This is a genomic window from Pseudomonas sp. TH15, assembly GCF_016651105.1.
In the GTDB taxonomy this organism is placed as follows: Bacteria; Pseudomonadota; Gammaproteobacteria; order Pseudomonadales; family Pseudomonadaceae; genus Aquipseudomonas.
On record NZ_JAEKEL010000001.1, the window covers coordinates 5,073,833 to 5,094,384 of the forward strand.

Sequence of the window (20,552 nt, forward strand, 5' to 3'; positions counted from 1 at the left end):
GACCTGTAGAGGGCTTCGGAATGAGAAGCACCGATCAGCTCGACTCGTTCAATCTGCCACGCTTTGTCCAGGCACAGGACCCGGTGTTCGAGTGGGTTCAGGAGGAGCTACGCGCCGGCCAGAAACGCCGGCACTGGATGTGGTTCATCTTTCCGCAGATTGCCGGGCTCGGCGGCAGCGAAATGTCCCGCCATTTCGCCATTGGTTCCGCCGAAGAAGCGGCGGCCTACCTCAAGCATCCACTGTTGGGCGCACGGTTGCGCACCTGCACCCAGTTAGTGCTGAACCTGAAAAAACGCTCGATTGCCGAGATTTTCGGCCACCCCGATGATCTCAAGTTTCACTCCTCCATGACCCTGTTCGCCCAAGTTGCCCCCGACGGCAGCCTGTTCCATCGGGCGCTGGATCAATTTTTCCATGGCATACAGGATGACTGGACGCTGTCGCTGCTGGACCTAAAACAGGCCCAACTGCCCACCAATCAGCGTTGAGAAGTCGTCATCGACGAACGGCAGGATCGCGTCGGCCACCGGTTGCAGTTGCCGGGTGACGTAGTGGTCGTAGTCAATTGGCGCACTGCGGATCTCCAGCGGCTCCGGCCCGGCGACGCTGATCACGTAGCTGATCCAGCCGCCATTCTGGTATTGCTTCGGGCGGCCCTGCTGTTCGTTATAGGCGTCGGCCATCCGCGCCGCCCGCACATGGGGCGGCACGTTGCGCTCATATTCGTCGAGGGTGCGGCGCAGTCGCTTGCGATAGACCAGGCGGTCGTCGAACTCACCGGCGAGGGTCTTGCGCACGTAGTCGCGCACATAGTCCTGATACGGCTGGCGATGGAAGATCCGCGAGTACAGCTCCTGCTGAAATTGCCGGGCCAGCAGCGACCAGTCGGTGCGTACGGTTTCCAGGCCCTTGTAGATCATTTCGTCAGTGCCGTCAGCGCGGGTGACCAACCCGGCGTAACGCTTCTTGCTGCCCTCCTCGGCCCCGCGAATGGTCGGCATCAGGAAGCGTTTGTAGTGGGTTTCAAACTGCAATTCCAGCGCACTTTCCAGACCATATTGCTGCTGCACATGCTCACGCCACCACTGATTGACGTGATCCACCAAAGCGCGGCCAATCTGCGCCGCTTCTTCCTGACCGTGGGCGCGGCGTAGCCAGACGAAGGTCGAGTCGGTGTCGCCATAAATCACCGCGTGGCCCTGGGCTTCGATCAACTGCCGGGTGCGCAGCATGATTTCATGGCCACGCAGGGTGATGGATGAGGCCAGCCGCGTGTCGAAGAACCGGCAACCGCTGGAACCGAGCACGCCGTAAAAAGCGTTCATGATGATTTTCAGGGCCTGGGACAGCGGCGCGTTGTGTTCACGCTTGGCGGTTTCGCGACCTTCGGCGACCCGCGCGACGATGGCCGGCAGGCAATGCCGGGTTCGGGAAAAACGCGCACCGCGAAAGCCGGGCACCGACTCACTGTCGTCAGGGTGCTTGAGGCCCTCGATCAGCCCTACCGGGTCGATCAGGAAGGTACGGATGATCGACGGATAAAGGCTTTTGTAGTCGAGCACCAGCACTGACTCGTACAACCCCGGTTGCGAGTCCATCACAAAACCGCCGGGGCTGGCCTGGGGTGGTTTGCCGCCGAGGTTCGGCGCGACGAAGCCCTGACGGTGCATCAGCGGCATATACAGGTGCGTGAACGCCGCCACCGAACCGCCGCTGCGATCCGCCGGCAAACCGGTGACGCTGGCCCGTTCCAGCAGGAAGGTCAGCAACTCGGTTTTGGCGAAGATCCGCGTGACCAGTTCGCAATCCTTGAGGTTGTAGGTGGCCAGCGCCGGTTTGTCTTCGGCGAACATGCGGTTGATTTCGTCCATGCGCTGGTACGGCGTGCTGATCGCCTTGCCTTCGCCGAGCAGGGTTTGTGCGACGTTTTCCAGGCTGAACGAGGGGAAGCTCCAGGTCGCCGAACGCAGGGATTCGATGCCGTCGATGATCAAGCGCCCGGCCGCCGAGGCGAAGTAATGATTGCGGCTGCCGTGCTCGCGCCACTGCATTTCTTCGCCGCCACGCCCCAGTTTCAGCGGCACCGCAAGGCGCCGGGCGTGCTCGTGGAGGACACGCAGGTCGAACTGCACGACGTTCCAGCCGATGATCGCGTCGGGATCGTGTCGGGCGAACCATTCGTTGAGTTTTTTCAGTAGCAGGGTTCGGGAGTCGCAGTATTCGAGCTGGAAATCCACCGCGCGGGCGTCACCGTTGGGTGGGCCGAGCATGTACACCTGACGCTCGCCGCAGCCTTCCAGCGCGATGGAATAGAGTTCGCCCTGGGCGGTGGTTTCGATGTCGAGGGACACCAGTTGCAGATTCGGCCGGTAACCGGGGGCCGGTTTCATTTGCGCGTCGAGCAGCAGGCCTTCGGCGTTGGGTGTGCCACCGAACTGCACGGGCGCGGTGATGAAACGCTCCATCATGTAGCGTTCCGGCGGGCGCACGTCGGCTTCGAACATCTCGACCCCGACCTTGCGCAGCGCGGTTTCCAGCCGCATCAACTGGCCGTGCTGCTGGCAATACAGGCCGAGCACCGGACGATGCTCGAAATCCAGCAGGGCCAAGGGCCGCAGTTCGACGTTCTTTTCCCCGCGCAACACGGTTTCGGCCTGCTCGCGCTGCTCCGCCGGGATGAAGGCCACCGACGGTTGATGAGGCAGGCGGATGCGCCGGGGACCGGCATCGGTCGCCAGCCAGAACTCGACTTCGGTGCCGGCCGGGGTATCGCGCCAATGCCGGGTCAGGACGAAGCCCTGCTGTAAATCCACCACTGCAACCTCGGGAAACTGAATCTGGTGCGCATTCTACGCTGCCCCTTCATCGCCCGCGTTTTCAGTTTGGAATACTTTGTGATGAGAGGGTTTATCTGGGATGAGAGGGTTTATCTGTGATGAGGGGATTTATCTGGATGAGAGGATTTCTCTGGGATGAGGGGATTTATCTGGATGAGAGGATTTCTCTGGGATGAGAGGATTTCTCTGGGATGAGGGGATTTATCTGGATGAGAGGATTTCTTTGGGATGAGGGGATTTATCTGTGGCGAGGGATTTATCCCCGTTGGGTTGCGAAGCAGCCCCAAAACCATCCGACACGGTGTACCAGGAAAACCCGGTTGTCTGTTTTTGGGCCCGCTGCGCAGGCCAACGGGGATAAATCCCCTCGCCACAGATAAATCCCCTCACCACAGATAAATCCTCTCATCAGAGATAAATCCCCTTGCCACAGGTTCATTTTTCACCGAGTGATGGGCATTTGGTTTGGAAATGACGTTTTTCGCGTGTTATCTGCCGCTTTGCGCCTTGCCCTGCGCGCTTGGGTCTACGATTCTTCAAGAACAACGACAACACCTGAGAAGCCGCCATGAAAACCGTCGCCCAACTGCTCAAGTTGAAAGATCAGAAGAATCAGGAAGTGCACCAGATCAAACCCGACCACATGGTGCTCGAAGCACTGATGAAGATGGCCGAGAAAAACGTCGGTGCCTTGCTGGTGGTGGAGAACGACGAAGTGCTGGGCATCATCAGTGAGCGCGACTACGCGCGCAAACTGGTGCTGCACGGCCGCTCTTCGGTGGGCACCCCGGTACGCGACATCATGGCGTCCCCGGTGATCACCGTCGACACCCACCAAACCGTCGATACCTGCCTGGGTATCATGTCCGACAGACGCCTGCGCCACCTGCCTGTGGTGGAGAACGGCAAGTTGCTGGGCTTGCTGTCCATCGGTGACCTGGTCAAGGAAGCGATTGCCGAACAGGCGGAATTGATTCGTCAGTTGGAGCAGTACATTCGCGGGGAATAAATCGCAAAAACACTGTGGTGAGGGGATTTAGCGAAGCGTCGCACCGCCCCGATGGACTGCGCAGCAGGCCCTGTTTCTTTGGGGTGCTTCGCGCCCCATCGGGGCGGTGCGACGCTTCGCTAAATCCCCTCGCCACAGGGCTCACTCCTGCATTTGGTTGTGTGGTGGGTTCAGGCTGGCCAATGCCGGGCAAACACCGGAGCCAACACCGGATGCCGGTCAATCCTCTGCAACCACGCATAAAACCCCGGCCGCGTCTGGCGCAAGTGCTCGCGGCTGCCGGCCCAGCGCGTCACCACCGCCGCCAGCACGTCCAGCGCCCCCGGCGTTTCGTCGTCCAGGTACAACTCGGCGGAAAATTGGTCGGCAAACACCTCCCAGCTCCAGTGCAAGCGCTCTCGGGCGCCGGCCATCAGGTTCTGCCGTGACGCTTCGTCAGGCATCAGCAACCAGCGCTCGGGGTAGTCGATAACGCCAATCGCCGCGTAGCAATTGCTGACGATGTAGACCAGACCGCGAATGGCCTGGTCGCGGTCCAGTGGATTGTCTGGCAGTAGGCCGGACTTGGGAAACGCCAGACCCAGGTGAATCAGAATGGCCGCGCTCTCGGTCAGCGCACTGCCATCGGGCAGTTGCAGGGTCGGGATCTGCTTCAGCGGATTGAGTTGCGCCAATGCGTCAGCAGCTTCGGCACTGGCTTCGGTATCGATGAAGCGGTAGGCGATCTGGCACAACTCCAGCGCCGCTTCGATGGCGGCTGCGCCTGAATTGCGATGTCCGTAGAGCTGATACATGACTCCCCCTTCTCTATTGATGACCTGCGACGTTTCGCTGAATCCCCTCACCACAAAAGTCACACGCCACAGAATAGATGGCGGCTGTCCGGATGTAGAAATTTCTTGGCTGTGTATCCGTTTTGGCACGAATTTCCCATGCGCTCGCCACTTGCGAATTCAACCCTCGCGAAACAGCGCTTACGGTGCCGATCCCGCACCAAGAGCAATCATCGAACGCTATCCGCGTTCTTGTAAGGTGCGATACCGAACCAAAAGTTCGCGTATCCGAGCTGGCAACAAGGAGTTCACCGCGTGAATCTTCAATCGTTCTGCCGCATCACTGCCTTTGCATCTCTTTACGCCAACAGCCGAGTTCATCTGAACAGCACCGGCCACCTGCGCGTTTACTGTATTACCTAACCCAATACCCCCACTGTGCTCGGCGATGAGTTATTCACCGAGCGCACAGTCTTATTTATTTTTTAAATACAACGCTGAATATCATTGCGCGAGCCATGCACTAATCAGTCTTCAGCTGGATTGTCAGACAATAACTTCAGCTATTTTATATTTGCACCAAAACTGCACCAACGACTGCAACTAAGCAAAGACTCAGGCATTGATTTCATTTAAACAAGAACAAGGAATAGCCCCTGTGACCCGCTAAAACATTGACCCGCACCAAATCAGTCCGCCGCGCACCAGCAAGTGCCCCGACTGACACGAGAATTGCCGCTCTGCCTCGCCAATCCGCGAGATAGAGCACACGGCCAGACTCGCCCTGAAAAAAGCCGCTGCGTACGCGGCGACGGGATTGTATGCGCCGAAGATAAACAGGCCAGCCATCGAAACTTATATAAATGCGACATGGGTAACATCAATGAAATAACCCACCTACATTCCAGCAACATTTGGCACAGCGGTTGCAAAACACAATTCGAGAAGTCTGCGATCTGTTGACCTTGATCTGATCTTGATCATTTAAAACAAGATCAACAGATCGCAGCCTGCGGCAGCTCCTACCTATAGAACAACACCAGGGAATGGGTAATGAACCGACGAAGTCGATGGCGCTGAGCCAGTAAGTTGCACAAGCCTTGTTAACCGGATAGTTCAACTATCGGCTTCTGCACACCCAAAAGAAAGTTACACCCATCCACTCGAACATGACCCACATGTTCGGACGGCACCTTATTGCCCTTCATCAACCCGAGGGAGCTTTAATGAACGATGCGGTAAAGCACAGAACCCTGCCGGGTTTGTTACGGGACGCGCCGATCCCGCCAACTTCGGGCAGGCCGGCCTTTAAAGCCAATACCTCGCAACCGGGCGGTTTGAATAAACAGCAGATGGTTTTGCTGGTTGCCGTGTCGGCGCTGATACACGGCGGCGCCTGGTGGTTTCTCCAGCAGGGTAAAACCGAGCCGTTGCCGACGCCGCCGCAGATTCCGGAAATGACCGTAGAGCTGACAAGTCCGACGCCACCGGCACCGCCGACGCCGGAACCACCGCCGCCGCCCCCGCCTCCACCGCCGCCCGAACCCGAACAACCGGTGGAAGACGAGGATGCGGTCACGCCGCCGCCAAAACCGGTGGAAAAGCCCAAGCCAATCGAAAAACCCAAACCGGTCGAGAAACCCAAACCGGTGAAAAAGTCGAGCCGCCGAAAGCCCCGCCCGCCCCGGCACAACCGGCAGCCCCAGCGGCACCGGCGACACCGAGCGCGCCACTGGCTCCCGCAGCGGCCCCGGGCCCGGTCAAGGAATCGGCGGCGATTTCCGGCCTCGCCAGCCTCGGCAACCCGCCGCCGGAATACCCGTCGCTGGCGTTGCGGCGCAACTGGGAAGGCAGCGTGGTGCTGCGCATTCAAGTGCTGGCCAACGGTCGTGCAGGTTCAGTGACCGTGACCAAATCCAGCGGCAAGCCGCAACTGGATGACGCCGCCGTTGCCGCCGTGAAGAACTGGAAGTTTATTCCGGCCAAACGCGGTGACACACCGATTGACGGCTTCGCCACCCAGACCATCGATTTCAAATTGCCGCAATAACCGAACGCTCAATCAACGCACAACCGAATAACGCAAGCGAGGTATCACCATGAACGATTTGTCTTCGATGATTGTCCCCGGCGTGCTCTGGGGTCTGGTGCTGTTTTCCGTGGTCAGCTGGGCGATCCTGCTGGTCAAATCGGCGCAATACCTGCGCCAGAAAGCGCAGAACAAACAGTTCAGCAAAGCCTTCTGGGGCGCGCCCGATCTGCTCACTGCCGCCGAACACGCCAGCCAGTATCCGGGCTCGCTCGCGCGCATTGCCAGCAGCGGTTTCGAAGCCCTGCTGGTGGAAGATTCGCCGCGCACCACGCAGCAACTGGCGCACACCATCAACCGCTCGGATCGACTGGAGCGTAACTTGCGCCAGCAGATCCAGAAGGAACGCCGCTCGCTGGAAAACGGCCAGGCGATCCTCGCCAGTATTGGCAGCACCGCGCCGTTCATTGGTCTGTTCGGCACCGTGTGGGGAATCATGGAAGCGCTGAAAAGCATCGGCGAAACCGGCTCGGCCAGCCTTGAAGCGGTCGCCGGGCCCATCGGCCACGCGCTGATCGCTACTGGCGTGGGCATCGCCGTCGCGGTGCCGGCGGTGCTGATTTACAACTTCTTCCTGCGTCGTCTGAAACTCGCATCGGCGGACATGGACGATTTCGCCCACGACTTTGACGCCCTCGCCTCGCGCAGTGCGTTTTCCATCAGCCGCCAGGCCATCGCCAGCAAAACCACAGCCGCCGTGCGGGAGGCCAGCTGATGTCGTTCTCCACTCAAGACAGCGAAGAAGTGCTCAGCGAAATGAATGTCACGCCACTGGTCGACGTGATGCTCGTGCTGCTGGTGGTGTTCATCGTCACCGCGCCGCTGATGACCAACGCGATCAAAGTCAACCTGCCGAAAACCGACGCCGTCGCCCCCGCCGAGAAAAAGGACCCGGTGGTGGTCAGCGTCGATCAGGACGGCAAGTTCTATCTGGCCAAGACCGAACTGGCCCCGGAATCTTTGGAGGCCAGCCTCAAGGAGGTCAAGGCCAAGGACGCCGAAGTACGCGTTCAGCTACAGGCCGATTCCTCGGTGAATTATGGCCAGGTCGCCAAGGCCATGGCGTCCATCGAACGCTCGGGCATCAGCAAGATTTCGGTGATGACCACCCACTGAGTGCGGTGCCGGGCGCGCGTTGAAAATACGCGCCCGGCACCGCTGAAGAAATCCCGTCGCACTCGGCCGACCGAAAAAACGCTACGCGTCTTCGGAGGGGATCGGCTTGCTTGAAGAAAGTGGTTTTTCGCGGCGCGGCACCACCGTGACCTGCGCAATCAGGGCTCACAAGGCCATTTCGATAACGTCTAACAAAGTCGGAAACAACCATGCTGATGAACACTCCACGCTTTACGCTGAAACCTTTGGTGGCGACGATTTCTCGTCACCGTTTTGTTCCGTTGTATCTGGTGGCCATGGGGATGGGCGCCGGGACTGTGCAGGCCGCGGAGGACGACAATGCGGCCGTCCCCGCAGCGGCGGCGGTGGTTGCGCCGACCACGCAACTGCAACGGGTGGAAGTGACCGGTTCGGCGATTCGCCGTGTCGATGCGGAAACGGCGGTGCCGATCACCATTCTCAAGGCTGACGAGCTGCGCAAACAGGGCGTGACCACCACCGCCGAACTGGTGCAGCGGATCACCGGCAGCCAGTCGATCAACAACAGCGCCGGCTCGGTCGGTGCGGCCACCGGTGGCGCCTCGTTCGCCGACATGCGCGGCATCGGCGCGAACAAGACGCTGGTGCTGCTCAACGGTCGACGCCTGGCCAACAACGCTTTGTCGGGGACCAACTCGGCCGGCGGTGCGGTGGATCTGAACATGATCCCGTTTGCCGCCATCGAGCGTGTGGAAGTGCTGCGCGACGGCGCTTCGGCCCTGTACGGCACCGATGCCATCGGCGGCGTGATCAACTTCATCACCAAGAAATCCATGACCGATGGCCAACTCACCCTTGGCGGCGAAACCCCGACCCACAGCGGCGGCGGTGCAACCAAAGACATGAGCGCCAGCTGGGGCTACGGCGATCTGGAGCAGGACCGCTTCAACGTCCTTGGCGTGTTCAACTACAACAAGCAGCAGAACCTCGACGCCAACGACCGCTCCTTCGCCCGCGACTACGATCCCGGGCGTGGCCTCGATCAGACCTCCGGCACCGCGTTCCCCGGCAACTATAGCCAGAACGGCAACGCCACCAATCCACTGGCCAACAGCAATTGCAACGGGCCGAACCTGGTGGCGCGCGACGGTTTGTGCCGCTTCAGCACCCGCGAATACATCGACCTGGTGCCGCAAACCGAGAAGACGTCGTTCTTCGGCAAGACCACCGGCAAACTCGCCGACGATCACAACGTCAACCTCGAATACTTCTGGTCGCGCAACAACAACGCCACCGCTGTCGGCCCAGCGCCACTGACCGGTTTGAGCCTCGATTCGTCGTCGCCCTACTACCCCGGCAACGGCATTACACCCGGCCCGAGCGGATTCGCCCTCGACCCGACGCAACCGGTTGATGTGAACTGGCGCGAAACCGCTGCCGGGCCCCGTGAGTCGAAAGACCAGAACACCAGTCAGCGCTTCTTGCTGAGCTTCGATGGTCTGGTCGGCGGTTGGGATTACAACGTCGGCGCCTCGTACAACCAGAACAAAATCGTCTCCAGCGTCACCAGCGGTTACGTCAGCGATCAAGCGATGATCAATGGTCTGGCCAGCGGTCTGCTCAACCCGTTCGGCCCGCAGTCTACGGCCGGTCAGCAATACATCGATGAAGCGATGTACCACGGCGCCTACTCCACTGCGGTCGGCCGCGTGGCCGGATTCGACGGGCGTATCAGCCGTGAGATTGGCGACTGGTTCGGCGCGGGCCCGTCCGGTCTGGCGCTGGGTGGCGAGTACCGCAAAGAGAAATTCCATCAGGACTTCGAGTCGTTCGCCGGCGACATCCAGAGCCTCGGCATCGACCCGAACGGCAGTGTCGAGGGCGACCGCAGCGTGAAAGCTGCTTACGCAGAAATCAACGTGCCGGTGCTCGACAGCCTCGAACTGTCCGCCGCCGTGCGTCACGACAAATACAGCGACTTCGGCAGCACCACCAATCCGAAATATTCGTTCCGTTATCAGCCGCTCAAAGAGCTGGTGGTGCGCGGCGCGTACAGCGAAGGTTTCCGCGCACCGTCGCTGTATGAGTTGTATTCGCCGCGCAGCATCACCTTCACTCAGGGCTACTACAACGATCCGGTGCTGTGTACCGGCGGCGTGGTGCAACCGGGTGGTAATGGCGGCCGCGATTGCGGTCAGCAGTTCCTCAACCAGATTGGCGGCAACGAAGACCTGGCCCCGGAGAAGGCGCGCAACGTGACGCTGGGTTTCGTCTACCAGCCGATCAACAACCTGTCGGTGGGCCTGGATTTCTGGTGGATTCACATCTCCAACCAGATTCAGCCGTTCCCGGAATCCACCGTGTTTGATCAGGCCGGTTCCTACCCGGATCGCTTCGTGCGCAACGCCGACGGCACGCTCAATTACATCGTCACCGGCAACGCCAACCTCGGCATCGTCGAAACCAACGGGGTCGATGTGTCGCTGGACTATCGCTTCCCGAACACGCCGTACGGTCAATTCGGCCTGGGCCTGCAAGGCACCTATGTCGACGAGTACGACTTCCAGAGCACCATCAAGGGCCCGTTCACCGACAAGGTCGGCGACTTCGAGGGTGACGGCGTGATCGCGCGCTGGAAGCACAACCTCACCGGCAGCTGGACCTTCGGCGCGGCGCGAGCGTCGCTGACCAACCGCTTCACCACCGGTTACAACGACTACGACCGCGATACCCATGCGCGCGTGGCGTCGTATTCGGTGTGGGATCTGTCGGCCGGTTACACCTTCAATAAAGTGCTGGATGTCGATGCCGGGATGAAGAACATGTTTGACCGCAACCCGCCGTTCTCCAACCAGGCCTACAACTTCCAGAGCGGCTATGACCCACGCTACACCGACCCGCTGGGCCGCACCCTGTTTGCGCGCATGACGTACCACTTCTAACCCGCAACACCGTAATCCCTGTAGGAATGAGTCTTGTGGCGAGGGGATTTATCCCCGTCCGGCTGCGCAGCAGTCGTAACCATTGATCGCGGTCTGTCTGGTCATTCGCGGTTGCAGGTTTTGGCGGTGCTTCGCGCCCCAACGGGGATAAATCCCCTCGCCACACAGGCTCACTCCGACAGGTTGAACCGTGATCTTTCAGGGGCTCAGGAGTGACTTCATGACTTTCATGCGCAACATGGCAGGCCTGCTGCTTGGCGGCGCGCTGCTGTGCAATGTGGCACCGGCGCTGGCCGGCGGCAGCTACGCGATGACGGTATACGGCGAGGCGCCGAAGTACCCGGCGGGTTTCGAGCATTTCGACTTCGTTAATCCCGACGCGCCCAAGGGTGGTTCGCTCAGCCGCGCGTCGATGGAAATCGGCCAGTACAACTACATCGCGCCGTATGCCGATCAAGGCATCAGCGTGGTGCAGGTCAACGACTGGGTGTACTCGCCGCTGGCGTTTCGTTCACTGGACGAACCGTACACCGTCTACGGCCTGGTCGCGCAACAGATGGAGCGCGACCCCGAAGGCTTGTGGGTGCGTTTCACCCTCAATCCAAAAGCACGTTTCGCCGACGGCACGCCGATCACCGCCGAAGACGTGCGCTACACCTTCAACTTGCTGATGACCAAAGGCAGCCTGAGTTATCGGCAGCAATACGCCGACGTGCAGGACGTGCTCATCGAAGGCCCACGGCAAGTGCGCTTCACCTTCAAGAACAACCTCAACCGCACACTGGCGCTGGATCTGGCGACGATGCGCGTCGTGCCGGAGCACTGGTGGCAAACCCGCGATTTCGCTAACGGCGGCGGTTTCGAGCCACCGCTGGGCAGCGGCCCGTACCGCGTGAGCAAAGTCGACGCCGGGCGCAGTATCAGCTTCCAGCGTGATGCGGATTGGTGGGGCAAGGACCTGCCAGTCAGTCGCGGCCTGTACAACTTCGACACGCTTACGGTGAATTTCTACGGCGACACCGACGTCGCCCGCCAACTCTTGCAGGCCGGTGCGTTCGACTACAACCGCGAGTTTTCCTCGTCCGGTTACGTGGTCGGCTATGACTGCCCGGCCTTGCGCGATGGTCGCTTGCAACAGTCGATCCTCGCCCCGGAAAAACCGACGGCGGCGCAAGGCTTCGTATTCAACCTGCAAAACCCGATCTTTCAGGATCGCCGCGTCCGCCAGGCAATCAGTCTGCTGTGGGATTTCGAATGGACCAACAAGCAGATGATGCGCGGCTTCTACGTGCGCCAGAACAGCTTCTGGCCGAAGAGTGAAATGGCTGCCACAGCACTGCCTGATGCCGAAGAAATGAAGATCCTCGAACCGTTGCGCGGGCAGGTCCCCGACGAGGTCTTCACCACGGTGTATGAGGCACCGAAAACCGACGGCAGCGGCTACATCCGCGACAAGCAACTGCAAGCCTTGAAGCTGCTCGCCGAGGCGGGCTGGACAGCGAAAAACAATCGTTTGGTCAACGCTGACGGCGAGCCGCTGGAATTCACCTTCCTCGACGGTCAGGGCGGTTTCGATCGCATGCTGCTGCCGTTCAAACGCACCCTCGCGCAGATCGGCATCACGCTGAATTTACGCCGCATCGATTCGGCGCAATACGTCAATCGGCTGAACGCCCGCGACTACGACATGATCGTCACCAGTTTCCCGCGCAGCGGCGATCCGATCGTCTCCCCGGCCGCGAGCTGTACAGCCTGTACGCCTCGCAAAGTGCCACGCAGGTCGGCAGTTCGAATTCGATGGTGCTGGCCAATCCGGCGGTCGATCAACTGATCGACGGGCTGGTGCAGGCCAACACCCGCGAAGCCATGGTGCATTACGCCCGCGCCCTCGACCGGGTGCTGCAATGGGGTTACTACATGATTCCCAACTACTACTCCAAGGGCACGCCGACGGTGTATCAGAACCGTTTTGGCATGCCGGCGCAGCAACCGCTTTACAACGAAGGGCTGGAAACCTGGTGGGAAGTCGCGGCCAAAACGTTGACGAGCCAACAGATGAACGCCCGACTCGCGGGAGGCCAGTGACATGCTGCGTTATCTGAGTCGACGTTTGCTGCTGATCATCCCCACACTGTTGTGCATCCTGGTGGTCAATTTCCTCATTGTGCAGGCCGCGCCGGGCGGCCCCGTGGAGCAAGCCATCGCCCGCCTGCAAGGCTTCGGCGGCCACAGCATGGGCGGCGGTGGCGAGGTTGCCGCGATTGGCGGTGCCGGGCGCAGCAGTCGGGGTCTCGACCCGGCACTGATCGAGGAAATCAAACACCACTACGGCTTCGACAAACCGATGCACGAACGCCTGTGGCTGATGTTGAAAAATTACGCGCAACTGGATCTGGGCAGCAGTTTCTTCCGTGGCGCCAAGGTCACCGACCTGATCGTGCAGAAGCTGCCGGTGTCGCTGTCATTGGGCTTGTGGGCGACGCTGATCACTTACCTGATTTCGATTCCGCTGGGCATTCGCAAAGCGATCAAAAACGGCAGCGCTTTCGATGTCTGGAGCAGTACAGCGATCATCGTCGGCTACGCGATGCCGGCGTTTCTCTTTGCGATTCTGTTGATCGTGGTATTTGCCGGTGGCAGCTACGTCAACTGGTTTCCGGTGCAAGGACTGGTCTCGGATAACTTCGACAGCCTGAGCACGCTGGGCAAGGTCGGTGACTACCTCTGGCACTTGGTGTTGCCGGTGACGGCACTGGTGATCGGCGGCTTCGCGACGCTGACGATCCTCACCAAAAACAGCTTCCTCAACGAGATCAGCCGCCAGTACGTGATCACCGCCCGGGCCAAGGGCCTGACCGAGCGCCGCGTGCTCTACGGCCATGTGTTTCGCAACGCCATGCTGTTGGTGGTCGCGGGGGTGCCGTCGGCGCTGATCGAGGTGTTCTTCGCCGGTTCGCTGTTGATTGAAACCATCTTCAACCTCGATGGCCTCGGCCGCATGAGTTACGAAGCGGCGGTCTCGCGCGACTACCCGGTGGTGTTCGGCGCGCTGTTTCTGTTCACCCTCTTCGGCCTGCTGATCAAGCTGATCGGCGACCTCTGCTACACCCTGCTCGACCCGCGCATCGACTTCTCGGCGAGGACTGCCTGATGTTCACACTTTCCCCTCTGGGCCGGCGCCGTGTCGCGCAATTCAAAGCCAATCGGCGAGGTCGCTGGTCACTGTGGCTGTTTATCGGTCTGTGCCTGATTTGCCTCGGCGGCGAGTTGATCGCCAACGACAAACCACTGGTGATTCGTTATCACGATGCTTTTTACTTTCCGATCCTCAGCGATTACCTGGAAACCGATTTCGGCGGCGAGCTGCCATTCCAGCCGGACTACGCCAGCAGCTACGTGCATAAGTTGATCGAGGATCAGGGCGGCTGGATGCTGTTTCCGCCGATCCCGTTCAGCTACGACACGGTCAATTACGACCTCAGTGAACCGGCGCCGAGCCCGCCCTCTTCCAGCAACTGGCTGGGCACCGACGATCAGGCGCGCGACGTGTTGGCGCGGGTGATCTTCGGCACGCGTATTTCGATTCTGTTTGCGCTGATCCTCACCGGCATCAGTGCGTTGATCGGCATCGTTGCCGGGGCGCTGCAGGGTTATTACGGCGGTTGGGTCGACTTGCTCGGGCAGCGGGTGCTGGAAATCTGGTCGGGGCTGCCGGTGCTGTATCTGCTGATCATTTTGTCCGGCTTCGTCTCGCCGAGTTTCTGGTGGCTGCTGGGGATCATGGCGCTGTTTTCGTGGCTGGCACTGGTCGATGTGGTGCGCGCCGAGTTCCTCCGAGGGCGCAATCTGGAATACGTCAAAGCCGCACGGGCGCTGGGCCTGACCGACAGCGAACTGATGCGTCGGCACATCCTGCCCAACGCGATGACCTCCACCCTCACCTACCTGCCGTTCATTCTGACGGGCGCCATCGCCACGCTGACTGCACTGGACTTTCTTGGTTTCGGCATGCCAGCGGGCACGGCGTCGCTGGGTGAACTGATTGGCCAGGCCAAGCGCAATCTGCAAGCGCCGTGGCTGGGGCTGACGGCGTTTTTTGCCTTGGCGTTGATTCTGTCGTTGCTGGTTTTCATCGGTGAGGCTTGCCGAGATGCGTTTGATCCGAGGAGCTGAGATGAAAGACCATTTGATCGAGATACGTGACCTGCGCGTTGCCTTTGCCGGGCAGGAAGTGGTGCACGGTTTGAACCTGGATATTCGTCGGGGTGAGTGTTTGGCGCTGGTTGGTGAATCGGGTTCAGGCAAGTCGGTGACGGCGCATTCGATCCTGCGTTTGCTGCCAGGCAAAAACGTTAGCAGCAGCGGTTCGATCAGCTACAACGGCGTGGACTTGTTGCACGCCAGCGAGCAGCAGATGCGCGGTTTGCGTGGCAACCGGATTGCAATGATTTTCCAGGAGCCGATGACTTCGCTGAATCCGCTGCACACGGTGGAAAAGCAAGTCAGTGAAGTGCTGGAGATTCATAAAGGCCTGAAGGGCCGCGCTGCCCGCGAACGGACTTTGCAGTTACTTGAGCTGGTCGGCATTCGCCAGCCTTTGCAGCGCTTGAAAGCCTATCCACATCAGCTCTCCGGTGGGCAGCGACAAAGGGTGATGATCGCCATGGCGTTGGCCAATGAGCCAGAACTGTTGATCGCCGATGAGCCGACTACCGCGCTGGACGTGACCGTGCAGCAAAAGATTCTCGAACTGTTGATCGAGCTGCAGCAAAGGCTCGGCATGTCACTGCTGTTGATCAGCCATGACCTCAATCTGGTGCGGCGCATCGCGCAGCGGGTCTGCGTGATGCGTCACGGTGAAGTCGTCGAAGCGGCTGATTGCGAAACGCTGTTCCGCGCACCGCAGCATCCCTACAGCCGTTTGCTGATCGAGGCCGAACCGAGCGGTGCGCCGGTGCCGAGCCAGTTCGATCACAACCTGTTGGAGGTGGATGATCTGAAGGTCTGGTTTCCATTGCCCAAAGCGTTGTTCAGCCGTCAGCAGGACTACATCAAAGCGGTGGACGGCGTGAGCTTCACCCTGCAACGGGGCAAGACGCTGGGCATTGTTGGCGAGTCCGGCTCGGGCAAATCGACGCTGGGCCAGGCGATCCTGCGATTGGTGGAATCGGAGGGCAATATTCGTTTCGGCAACAAGCAACTGAGCCTGCTCAATCAACGTTTGATGCGGCCATTGCGGCGGCAGATTCAGGTGGTGTTTCAGGATCCGTTCGGCAGCCTAAGCCCAAGGATGTCGGTGCAACAGATCATTGCCGAGGGCTTGTTGACCCATGGCATCGGCACCGAGGCTGAGCGCGAGGCGGCAGTGATTCGCGTACTGGAAGAAGTCGGGCTCGATCCGAAAAGCCGTCATCGTTACCCCCATGAATTTTCCGGCGGTCAGCGCCAGCGTATCTCCATCGCCCGCGCCCTGGTGTTGGAACCGGCGCTGATTCTACTGGATGAGCCGACCTCGGCGCTGGATCGCACGGTGCAAAAACAGGTGGTGGAGCTGTTGCGGCAGTTGCAGATCAAGCATGGGCTGACATACCTGTTCATCAGCCATGACCTGGCGGTGGTGCATGCCTTGGCACATGACTTGATGGTGATCAAGGATGGCAAAGTCGTTGAGCAGGGTTCGTCACGGGAGATTTTCGCTGCGCCCAAACACCCCTACACCCAGGAACTTCTGAAAGCCTCCGGCCTGAAGACTGACAAAAATCCCTGTGGGAGCGGGCTTGCTCGCGAATACGGTGTGTCAGGCAACATTTATGTCGACTGATCCTCCGCATTCGCGAGCAAGCCCGCTCCCACAGGGAAGGTCAGTGGGGTTTGAAATTTATTTTCCGGGCACTGCATCCAAACGCCTCCGCCATGGGTAGTCCCTGTAACAGCCCTCTTCGGCTGTCAGCGGTTTACCCTTTTCGGAGAAACACACTGATGAACATTACCCAGCTGATTGGCCTCACCGGTTTGCTCGCTGTCACCTCGACGACCTTCGCTCAAAGCAGTTATCCCGACGCGATCAAAGTCCCGGATGGCCACAAGATCGCGATGGAAACCACCGGCGTTGGCGAGATCACCTACGAGTGCCGCGACAAGCCCAACGTCGCCGGGCAGACCGAGTGGACCTTCGTCGGCCCGAAAGCGGTGCTCAACGATCGCAGCGGCAAACAGGTCGGCACCTACTTTGGTCCACCCGCCACCTGGCAGGCCAAGGACGGTTCAAAAGTCACCGGCACGCAATTGGCCGTGGCGCCATCGAGCCCGGGCAACCTGCCCTATCAGTTGGTCAAGGCCAACCCGGCCGAAGGCAAAGGTGCCATGACGGGCGTGAGTTACATCCAGCGCGTCGCCCTCAAGGGCGGCGTAGCGCCGGGCAGCGAATGCACAGCGGCGAACAAGGGCAAACAGGAAGTGGTGAAGTACCAGGCCGATTACATCTTCTGGGCCGTGAACTGATGCGTTGATTCACTCAATTCCTTGTAGGAGCCGAGCTTGCTCGCGAAAGCGTTGTGTCAGTCATATATTTTTTACTGAAAATACGCTTTCGCGAGCAAGCTCGGCGCCTACGGGGTGCGGTGGTGTTTGCTGGAATGTGAGCTAGATTGCACGACATGTCTTTGCCCGAATCCGTGTTTGATTACGAAGCCCGTCTTGCTGCCTGCGCGCGCGGCGAGCGTGCGGCCCTGCGCGATTTGTATGTGCAGGAAGGCCCGCGCCTGCTCGGCGTGGCCAAGCGGCTGGTGCGCGATACGGCGCTGGCCGAGGACATTGTTCATGAGGCGTTCATCAAGATCTGGAACGGCGCGGCGGGGTTTGATCCGGCACGCGGTTCGGCGCGAGGCTGGATGTTCAGCGTGACCCGGCACCTGGCGTTGAATCTGCTGCGCGACCATGGCCGGGAAACGCCGTTCAGCGAAGAACATGCAGCGCTGTCAGAGGATGATGGCTTCGACGCCCACGCACATTCGGCGCGTATTCACCGCTGCCTTGAACAACTCGATCCGCAGCGTCGGCGCTGCATCCTGCACGCCTATGTCGACGGTTATTCGCACGCGCAGATTGCCACACGCCTCGACACGCCGCTGGGCACGGTCAAAGCCTGGATCAAGCGCAGCCTCAACGCCTTGCGGGAGTGCATGGGATGACCACTGAATCGGCGCAAGAACGCGATGAACTGGCCAGCGAATATGTGCTCGGCACGCTCTCGGCCGAGGATCGCGCCGACGTTCAACGGCGCCTGCCGACTGATCCTGAGCTGCGTGCAGCGGTGGGTGCCTGGGAGCGGCGGTTGCTGGACCTGACCGACCTTGTCGAACCCCTCCAGCCGTCGCCACATTTGTGGCCACGCATTGAGCGAACGCTCCAGCGACAAATACCAAGCCTGCCGATTGCAGCGAAAGCCTCATGGTGGAATCTGCTGCCGTTGTGGCGTGGCCTGAGCGCTGCCGGATTGGCCGCGACGTTGATCCTGGGCGCGATCCTGCTGACCCAGACCACGCCGAAGCCGAATTATCTGGTGGTGTTGGTGGCGCCGCAGGACAAGGCGCCGGGCTGGGTGATCCAGGCCAGCAATTCGCGGGAGATTCAGTTGATTCCACTGGGCGTGGTCGAGGTGCCGGCGGACAAGGCGCTGGAGTTCTGGACCAAGGCTGACGGTTGGCAAGGGCCGGTGTCGCTGGGGTTGGTCAAACCGGGACAGGCGTTGTCGGTGCCGCTGGACAAGCTGCCGCCGCTGCAACCGAATCAGCTATTCGAGTTGACGCTTGAAGGTGCCAATGGCTCGCCAATCGGCAAACCGACCGGGCCGATTCAGGCGATCGGCAGGGCCGTAAAAGTGCTTTGAGGCTGACGCAGGTCTGAACTGTTTTCCCTGTAGGAGTTGCCGCAGGCTGCGATCTTTTGATCTTGCCCTTAAAAACAACGTCAAAAGATCGCAGCCTTCGGCAGCTCCTACATGAACCATCATTGCCGTCGATGGTCACCATCACGTCAATGAAGTTCTCATAAAAAATCCTCGGCGTAACATCCGCTCCATACCCAACTAACAACACCCGGAGCACACGATCATGAAACGCCAAACCCTTCTCAGCATCGCTTTCTCGGTTTTTGCAGTTAACGCTTTTGCCGCTACCCCGACCCACACGATGATCGCCGCTGACGGCTCGGATCGTCTGTACCAGAACGCCGTAGCGGCTGATGGCTCCGATCGTCTGCAAGGCAACACCGTCGCGGCTGACGGCTCCGATCGTCTGCAAGGCAACACCGTCGCGGCTGATGGCTCGGATCGTCTGCAAGGCAACACCGTCGCGGCTGATGGCTCGGATCGTCTGCAAGGCAACACCGTAGCGGCTGATGGCTCGGATCGTCTGCAAGGCAACACCGTCGCGGCTGATGGCTCGGATCGTCTGCAGGGCAACACCGTTGCAGCTGATGGCTCGGATCGTTTGCAGGGCAATACCGTAGCGGCTGGTGGCTCGGATCGTCTGCAGGGCAACACCGTTGCTGAAGGTGGTTCGGATCGTCTGCTTGAACGCCGCGCCGTTTGAATGGATGGCTTCAATGCAACAACCCAGAGAAACCCGGCTCCCGCAGCCGGGTTTTTTACGTCTGCGGGAATCAGCCGGCCTTGGCCATGCAGCGTTTGTAACGCTCATCAACCCGCTTGGCAAACCATGCCGTGGTGAGTTTGCGGGTGATCTTCGGGCTGTGCAGTTCGATCCCCGGCAACATCGCACGCGGCAACGCCCGGCCTTCGGCCTTCTCGGCCAGGGCGAAGACTTTCCGGTAGAGCGCCGTGTCTTCAAATTCCAGGGTTTGGCCCTTATTTAACTGATCGCGAATCGTCGGATTGCGCATGCCCAGTTGCTTGCCGAGGGTGCGCACCGCCAGTTCCGTGGTGCCGGGCATGATCGAATCGTAGCGGATCACGTCACCGTCCAGCGCCAGCGGGATGCCGGACGCGCGACTGAGCGCATTTTGGAATGCCGCATTACGGCTGGCGTACCAACCGGCATTGAAATCGGCAAAGCGATACAGCGGCTGCTTGTAGCTCACCGGGTAGCCGAGCAAATGGGCAATACCGAAGTACATGCCGCCGCGACGGCTGAACACCTCATGGCGAATCGAGCCCGTCACCGGATAGGGATAATGGCGTGTCTCCTGCTCGGCGAATTCGACGCTGACCTGCATCGGCCCGGCGGTGTGCACCGGGTTGAACCCACTGAACAAGGTCCGGCCCATGGGCACCATGCTGATGAAGTCATCGAAGATTGCGCTGAGTTCTTTTTCGCTGCGGGCGGCGTTGAGTCGGTCGCTGTAGCTTTTGCCGTTCGGTGAACGGACTTGCAACGCAGCGCTGACCAGCAAACTGGGGATGTGCACCTTGGCGGCGCGGCGATCGATCTCGTCCCGGGCGATCTTGCCCAGGCCCGGCACGGTTGGGTCTACCTGGAAGGTCGATTCCTGCTCGGTGACGGCCAGGACCGCGCAAAGGTTTTGCGTGGTCGGTGAAATGTCCTGGGCGACAAACGCTGCGTAGATGTCCGTCGCCCACCCTTCGCGGTCGGCGGTCTTGGCCGGCAACAGGCGCACGATTTCGGCCTTCACTTCATTCGGCGCACGCGGTGCGGGTTCATCGCTGCGCTGACTGGCGCAACCGCCGAGTACCAGCAGTGCGGCGAGCGTGATCGGTAATCGAAAGTTGTGCATGAAGCTTCATCCAGTCCGTTGTGCCCGGTTCACCATACGTTCAATGCCGTG

The 20,552-nt window shown here is 60.2% G+C and carries 15 protein-coding genes and 2 pseudogenes; 14 read left to right on the plus strand and 3 right to left on the minus strand.

The genetic code is table 11. The features are described 5' to 3' along the window. The first annotated feature begins 20 nt into the window (after positions 1–20). Complete coding sequence (locus JFT87_RS22920; RefSeq protein ID WP_201204777.1) at positions 21–491, plus strand: DUF1810 domain-containing protein; 471 nt, start codon at positions 21–23, stop codon at positions 489–491. Here the strand turns inward: JFT87_RS22920 and JFT87_RS22925 are convergent. After that, on the minus strand, positions 456–2,816 hold the full coding sequence (locus JFT87_RS22925) for a DNA polymerase II (protein WP_201204779.1): 2,361 nt from the start codon (positions 2,814–2,816) through the stop codon (positions 456–458). The two genes, JFT87_RS22920 and JFT87_RS22925, sit on opposite strands and share 36 nt — an antisense overlap. A 592-nt stretch (positions 2,817–3,408) precedes the next feature. Here JFT87_RS22925 and JFT87_RS22930 point away from each other — a divergent pair. Then, entirely contained in the window at positions 3,409–3,849 is a 441-nt protein-coding gene (locus JFT87_RS22930) for a CBS domain-containing protein (protein WP_201204781.1), read from the plus strand. Positions 3,850–4,019: 170 nt separating this feature from the next. Here the strand turns inward: JFT87_RS22930 and JFT87_RS22935 are convergent, their stop codons facing one another. Beyond that, positions 4,020–4,643: a glutathione S-transferase N-terminal domain-containing protein gene (locus JFT87_RS22935; protein WP_201204783.1), complete on the minus strand. Its 624-nt coding sequence runs from the start codon at positions 4,641–4,643 to the stop codon at positions 4,020–4,022. 1,205 nt (positions 4,644–5,848) lie between these two features. On the opposite strand from JFT87_RS22935, the pseudogene JFT87_RS22940 reads away from it, so the two are divergent. The 12 genes and pseudogenes from JFT87_RS22940 (at position 5,849) to JFT87_RS22995 (ending at position 19,339) form a co-directional block, all read left to right on the plus strand. Continuing rightward, positions 5,849–6,672, plus strand: a pseudogene (locus JFT87_RS22940) (energy transducer TonB). A gap of 67 nt (positions 6,673–6,739) precedes the next feature. Next, a complete protein-coding gene (locus JFT87_RS22945) occupies positions 6,740–7,426 on the plus strand; it encodes a MotA/TolQ/ExbB proton channel family protein (RefSeq protein ID WP_371748312.1) in 687 nt (228 codons plus the stop codon). Further along, positions 7,426–7,827, plus strand: a complete 402-nt coding sequence (locus JFT87_RS22950) for an ExbD/TolR family protein (protein ID WP_201204785.1) — start codon at positions 7,426–7,428, stop codon at positions 7,825–7,827. Before JFT87_RS22945 ends, JFT87_RS22950 begins: the two co-directional genes overlap by 1 nt. A gap of 209 nt (positions 7,828–8,036) precedes the next feature. Beyond that, on the plus strand, positions 8,037–10,748 hold the full coding sequence (locus tag JFT87_RS22955; RefSeq protein ID WP_201204786.1) for a TonB-dependent receptor: 2,712 nt from the start codon (positions 8,037–8,039) through the stop codon (positions 10,746–10,748). Between the two features lie 220 nt (positions 10,749–10,968). After that, positions 10,969–12,833, plus strand: a pseudogene (locus tag JFT87_RS22960) (extracellular solute-binding protein). Between the two features lies 1 nt (position 12,834). Next, positions 12,835–13,899 (plus strand): microcin C ABC transporter permease YejB, encoded by a 1,065-nt coding sequence (locus JFT87_RS22965; RefSeq protein ID WP_201204788.1) that lies wholly within the window; start codon positions 12,835–12,837, stop codon positions 13,897–13,899. After that, entirely contained in the window at positions 13,899–14,921 is a 1,023-nt protein-coding gene (locus JFT87_RS22970; protein ID WP_201204790.1) for an ABC transporter permease, read from the plus strand. Before JFT87_RS22965 ends, JFT87_RS22970 begins: the two co-directional genes overlap by 1 nt. 1 nt (position 14,922) lies before the next feature. Then, on the plus strand, positions 14,923–16,569 hold the full coding sequence (locus tag JFT87_RS22975; RefSeq protein WP_201204791.1) for an ABC transporter ATP-binding protein: 1,647 nt from the start codon (positions 14,923–14,925) through the stop codon (positions 16,567–16,569). A gap of 158 nt (positions 16,570–16,727) precedes the next feature. Next, positions 16,728–17,249 carry a DUF3455 domain-containing protein gene (locus tag JFT87_RS22980; RefSeq protein ID WP_201204793.1) on the plus strand — a complete coding sequence of 174 codons (522 nt, stop codon included), beginning with the start codon at positions 16,728–16,730 and terminating at the stop codon, positions 17,247–17,249. Positions 17,250–17,404: 155 nt separating this feature from the next. Next, complete coding sequence (locus tag JFT87_RS22985; RefSeq protein WP_201204795.1) at positions 17,405–17,938, plus strand: sigma-70 family RNA polymerase sigma factor; 534 nt, start codon at positions 17,405–17,407, stop codon at positions 17,936–17,938. Then, the gene (locus JFT87_RS22990; RefSeq protein WP_201204797.1) at positions 17,935–18,636 is read left to right on the plus strand and encodes an anti-sigma factor; all 702 of its coding nucleotides are present in this window, start codon (positions 17,935–17,937) and stop codon (positions 18,634–18,636) included. Before JFT87_RS22985 ends, JFT87_RS22990 begins: the two co-directional genes overlap by 4 nt. Positions 18,637–18,859: 223 nt before the next feature. Next, positions 18,860–19,339, plus strand: coding sequence for a hypothetical protein (locus JFT87_RS22995; RefSeq protein WP_201204799.1), 480 nt, complete (start codon positions 18,860–18,862; stop codon positions 19,337–19,339). A 70-nt stretch (positions 19,340–19,409) separates the two neighbouring features. Here JFT87_RS22995 and JFT87_RS23000 read toward each other — a convergent pair whose 3' ends face one another. Beyond that, complete coding sequence (locus JFT87_RS23000) at positions 19,410–20,501, minus strand: DUF1615 domain-containing protein (protein ID WP_201204801.1); 1,092 nt, start codon at positions 20,499–20,501, stop codon at positions 19,410–19,412. Positions 20,502–20,552 lie beyond the last annotated feature (51 nt).

Coding starts and splice junctions, on each gene's coding strand:
- JFT87_RS22975 (WP_201204791.1), top strand. CDS start 14,923: ATGAAAGACCATTTGATCGAGATACGTGACCTGCGCGTTGCCTTTGCC.
- JFT87_RS22945 (WP_371748312.1), top strand. CDS start 6,740: ATGATTGTCCCCGGCGTGCTCTGGGGTCTGGTGCTGTTTTCCGTGGTC.
- JFT87_RS22930 (WP_201204781.1), top strand. CDS start 3,409: ATGAAAACCGTCGCCCAACTGCTCAAGTTGAAAGATCAGAAGAATCAG.
- JFT87_RS22990 (WP_201204797.1), top strand. CDS start 17,935: ATGACCACTGAATCGGCGCAAGAACGCGATGAACTGGCCAGCGAATAT.
- JFT87_RS22965 (WP_201204788.1), top strand. CDS start 12,835: ATGCTGCGTTATCTGAGTCGACGTTTGCTGCTGATCATCCCCACACTG.
- JFT87_RS22970 (WP_201204790.1), top strand. CDS start 13,899: ATGTTCACACTTTCCCCTCTGGGCCGGCGCCGTGTCGCGCAATTCAAA.
- JFT87_RS22950 (WP_201204785.1), top strand. CDS start 7,426: ATGTCGTTCTCCACTCAAGACAGCGAAGAAGTGCTCAGCGAAATGAAT.
- JFT87_RS22955 (WP_201204786.1), top strand. CDS start 8,037: ATGCTGATGAACACTCCACGCTTTACGCTGAAACCTTTGGTGGCGACG.
- JFT87_RS22995 (WP_201204799.1), top strand. CDS start 18,860: ATGAAACGCCAAACCCTTCTCAGCATCGCTTTCTCGGTTTTTGCAGTT.
- JFT87_RS22935 (WP_201204783.1), bottom strand. CDS start 4,643: ATGTATCAGCTCTACGGACATCGCAATTCAGGCGCAGCCGCCATCGAA.
- JFT87_RS22985 (WP_201204795.1), top strand. CDS start 17,405: ATGTCTTTGCCCGAATCCGTGTTTGATTACGAAGCCCGTCTTGCTGCC.
- JFT87_RS22980 (WP_201204793.1), top strand. CDS start 16,728: ATGAACATTACCCAGCTGATTGGCCTCACCGGTTTGCTCGCTGTCACC.
- JFT87_RS22920 (WP_201204777.1), top strand. CDS start 21: ATGAGAAGCACCGATCAGCTCGACTCGTTCAATCTGCCACGCTTTGTC.
- JFT87_RS23000 (WP_201204801.1), bottom strand. CDS start 20,501: ATGCACAACTTTCGATTACCGATCACGCTCGCCGCACTGCTGGTACTC.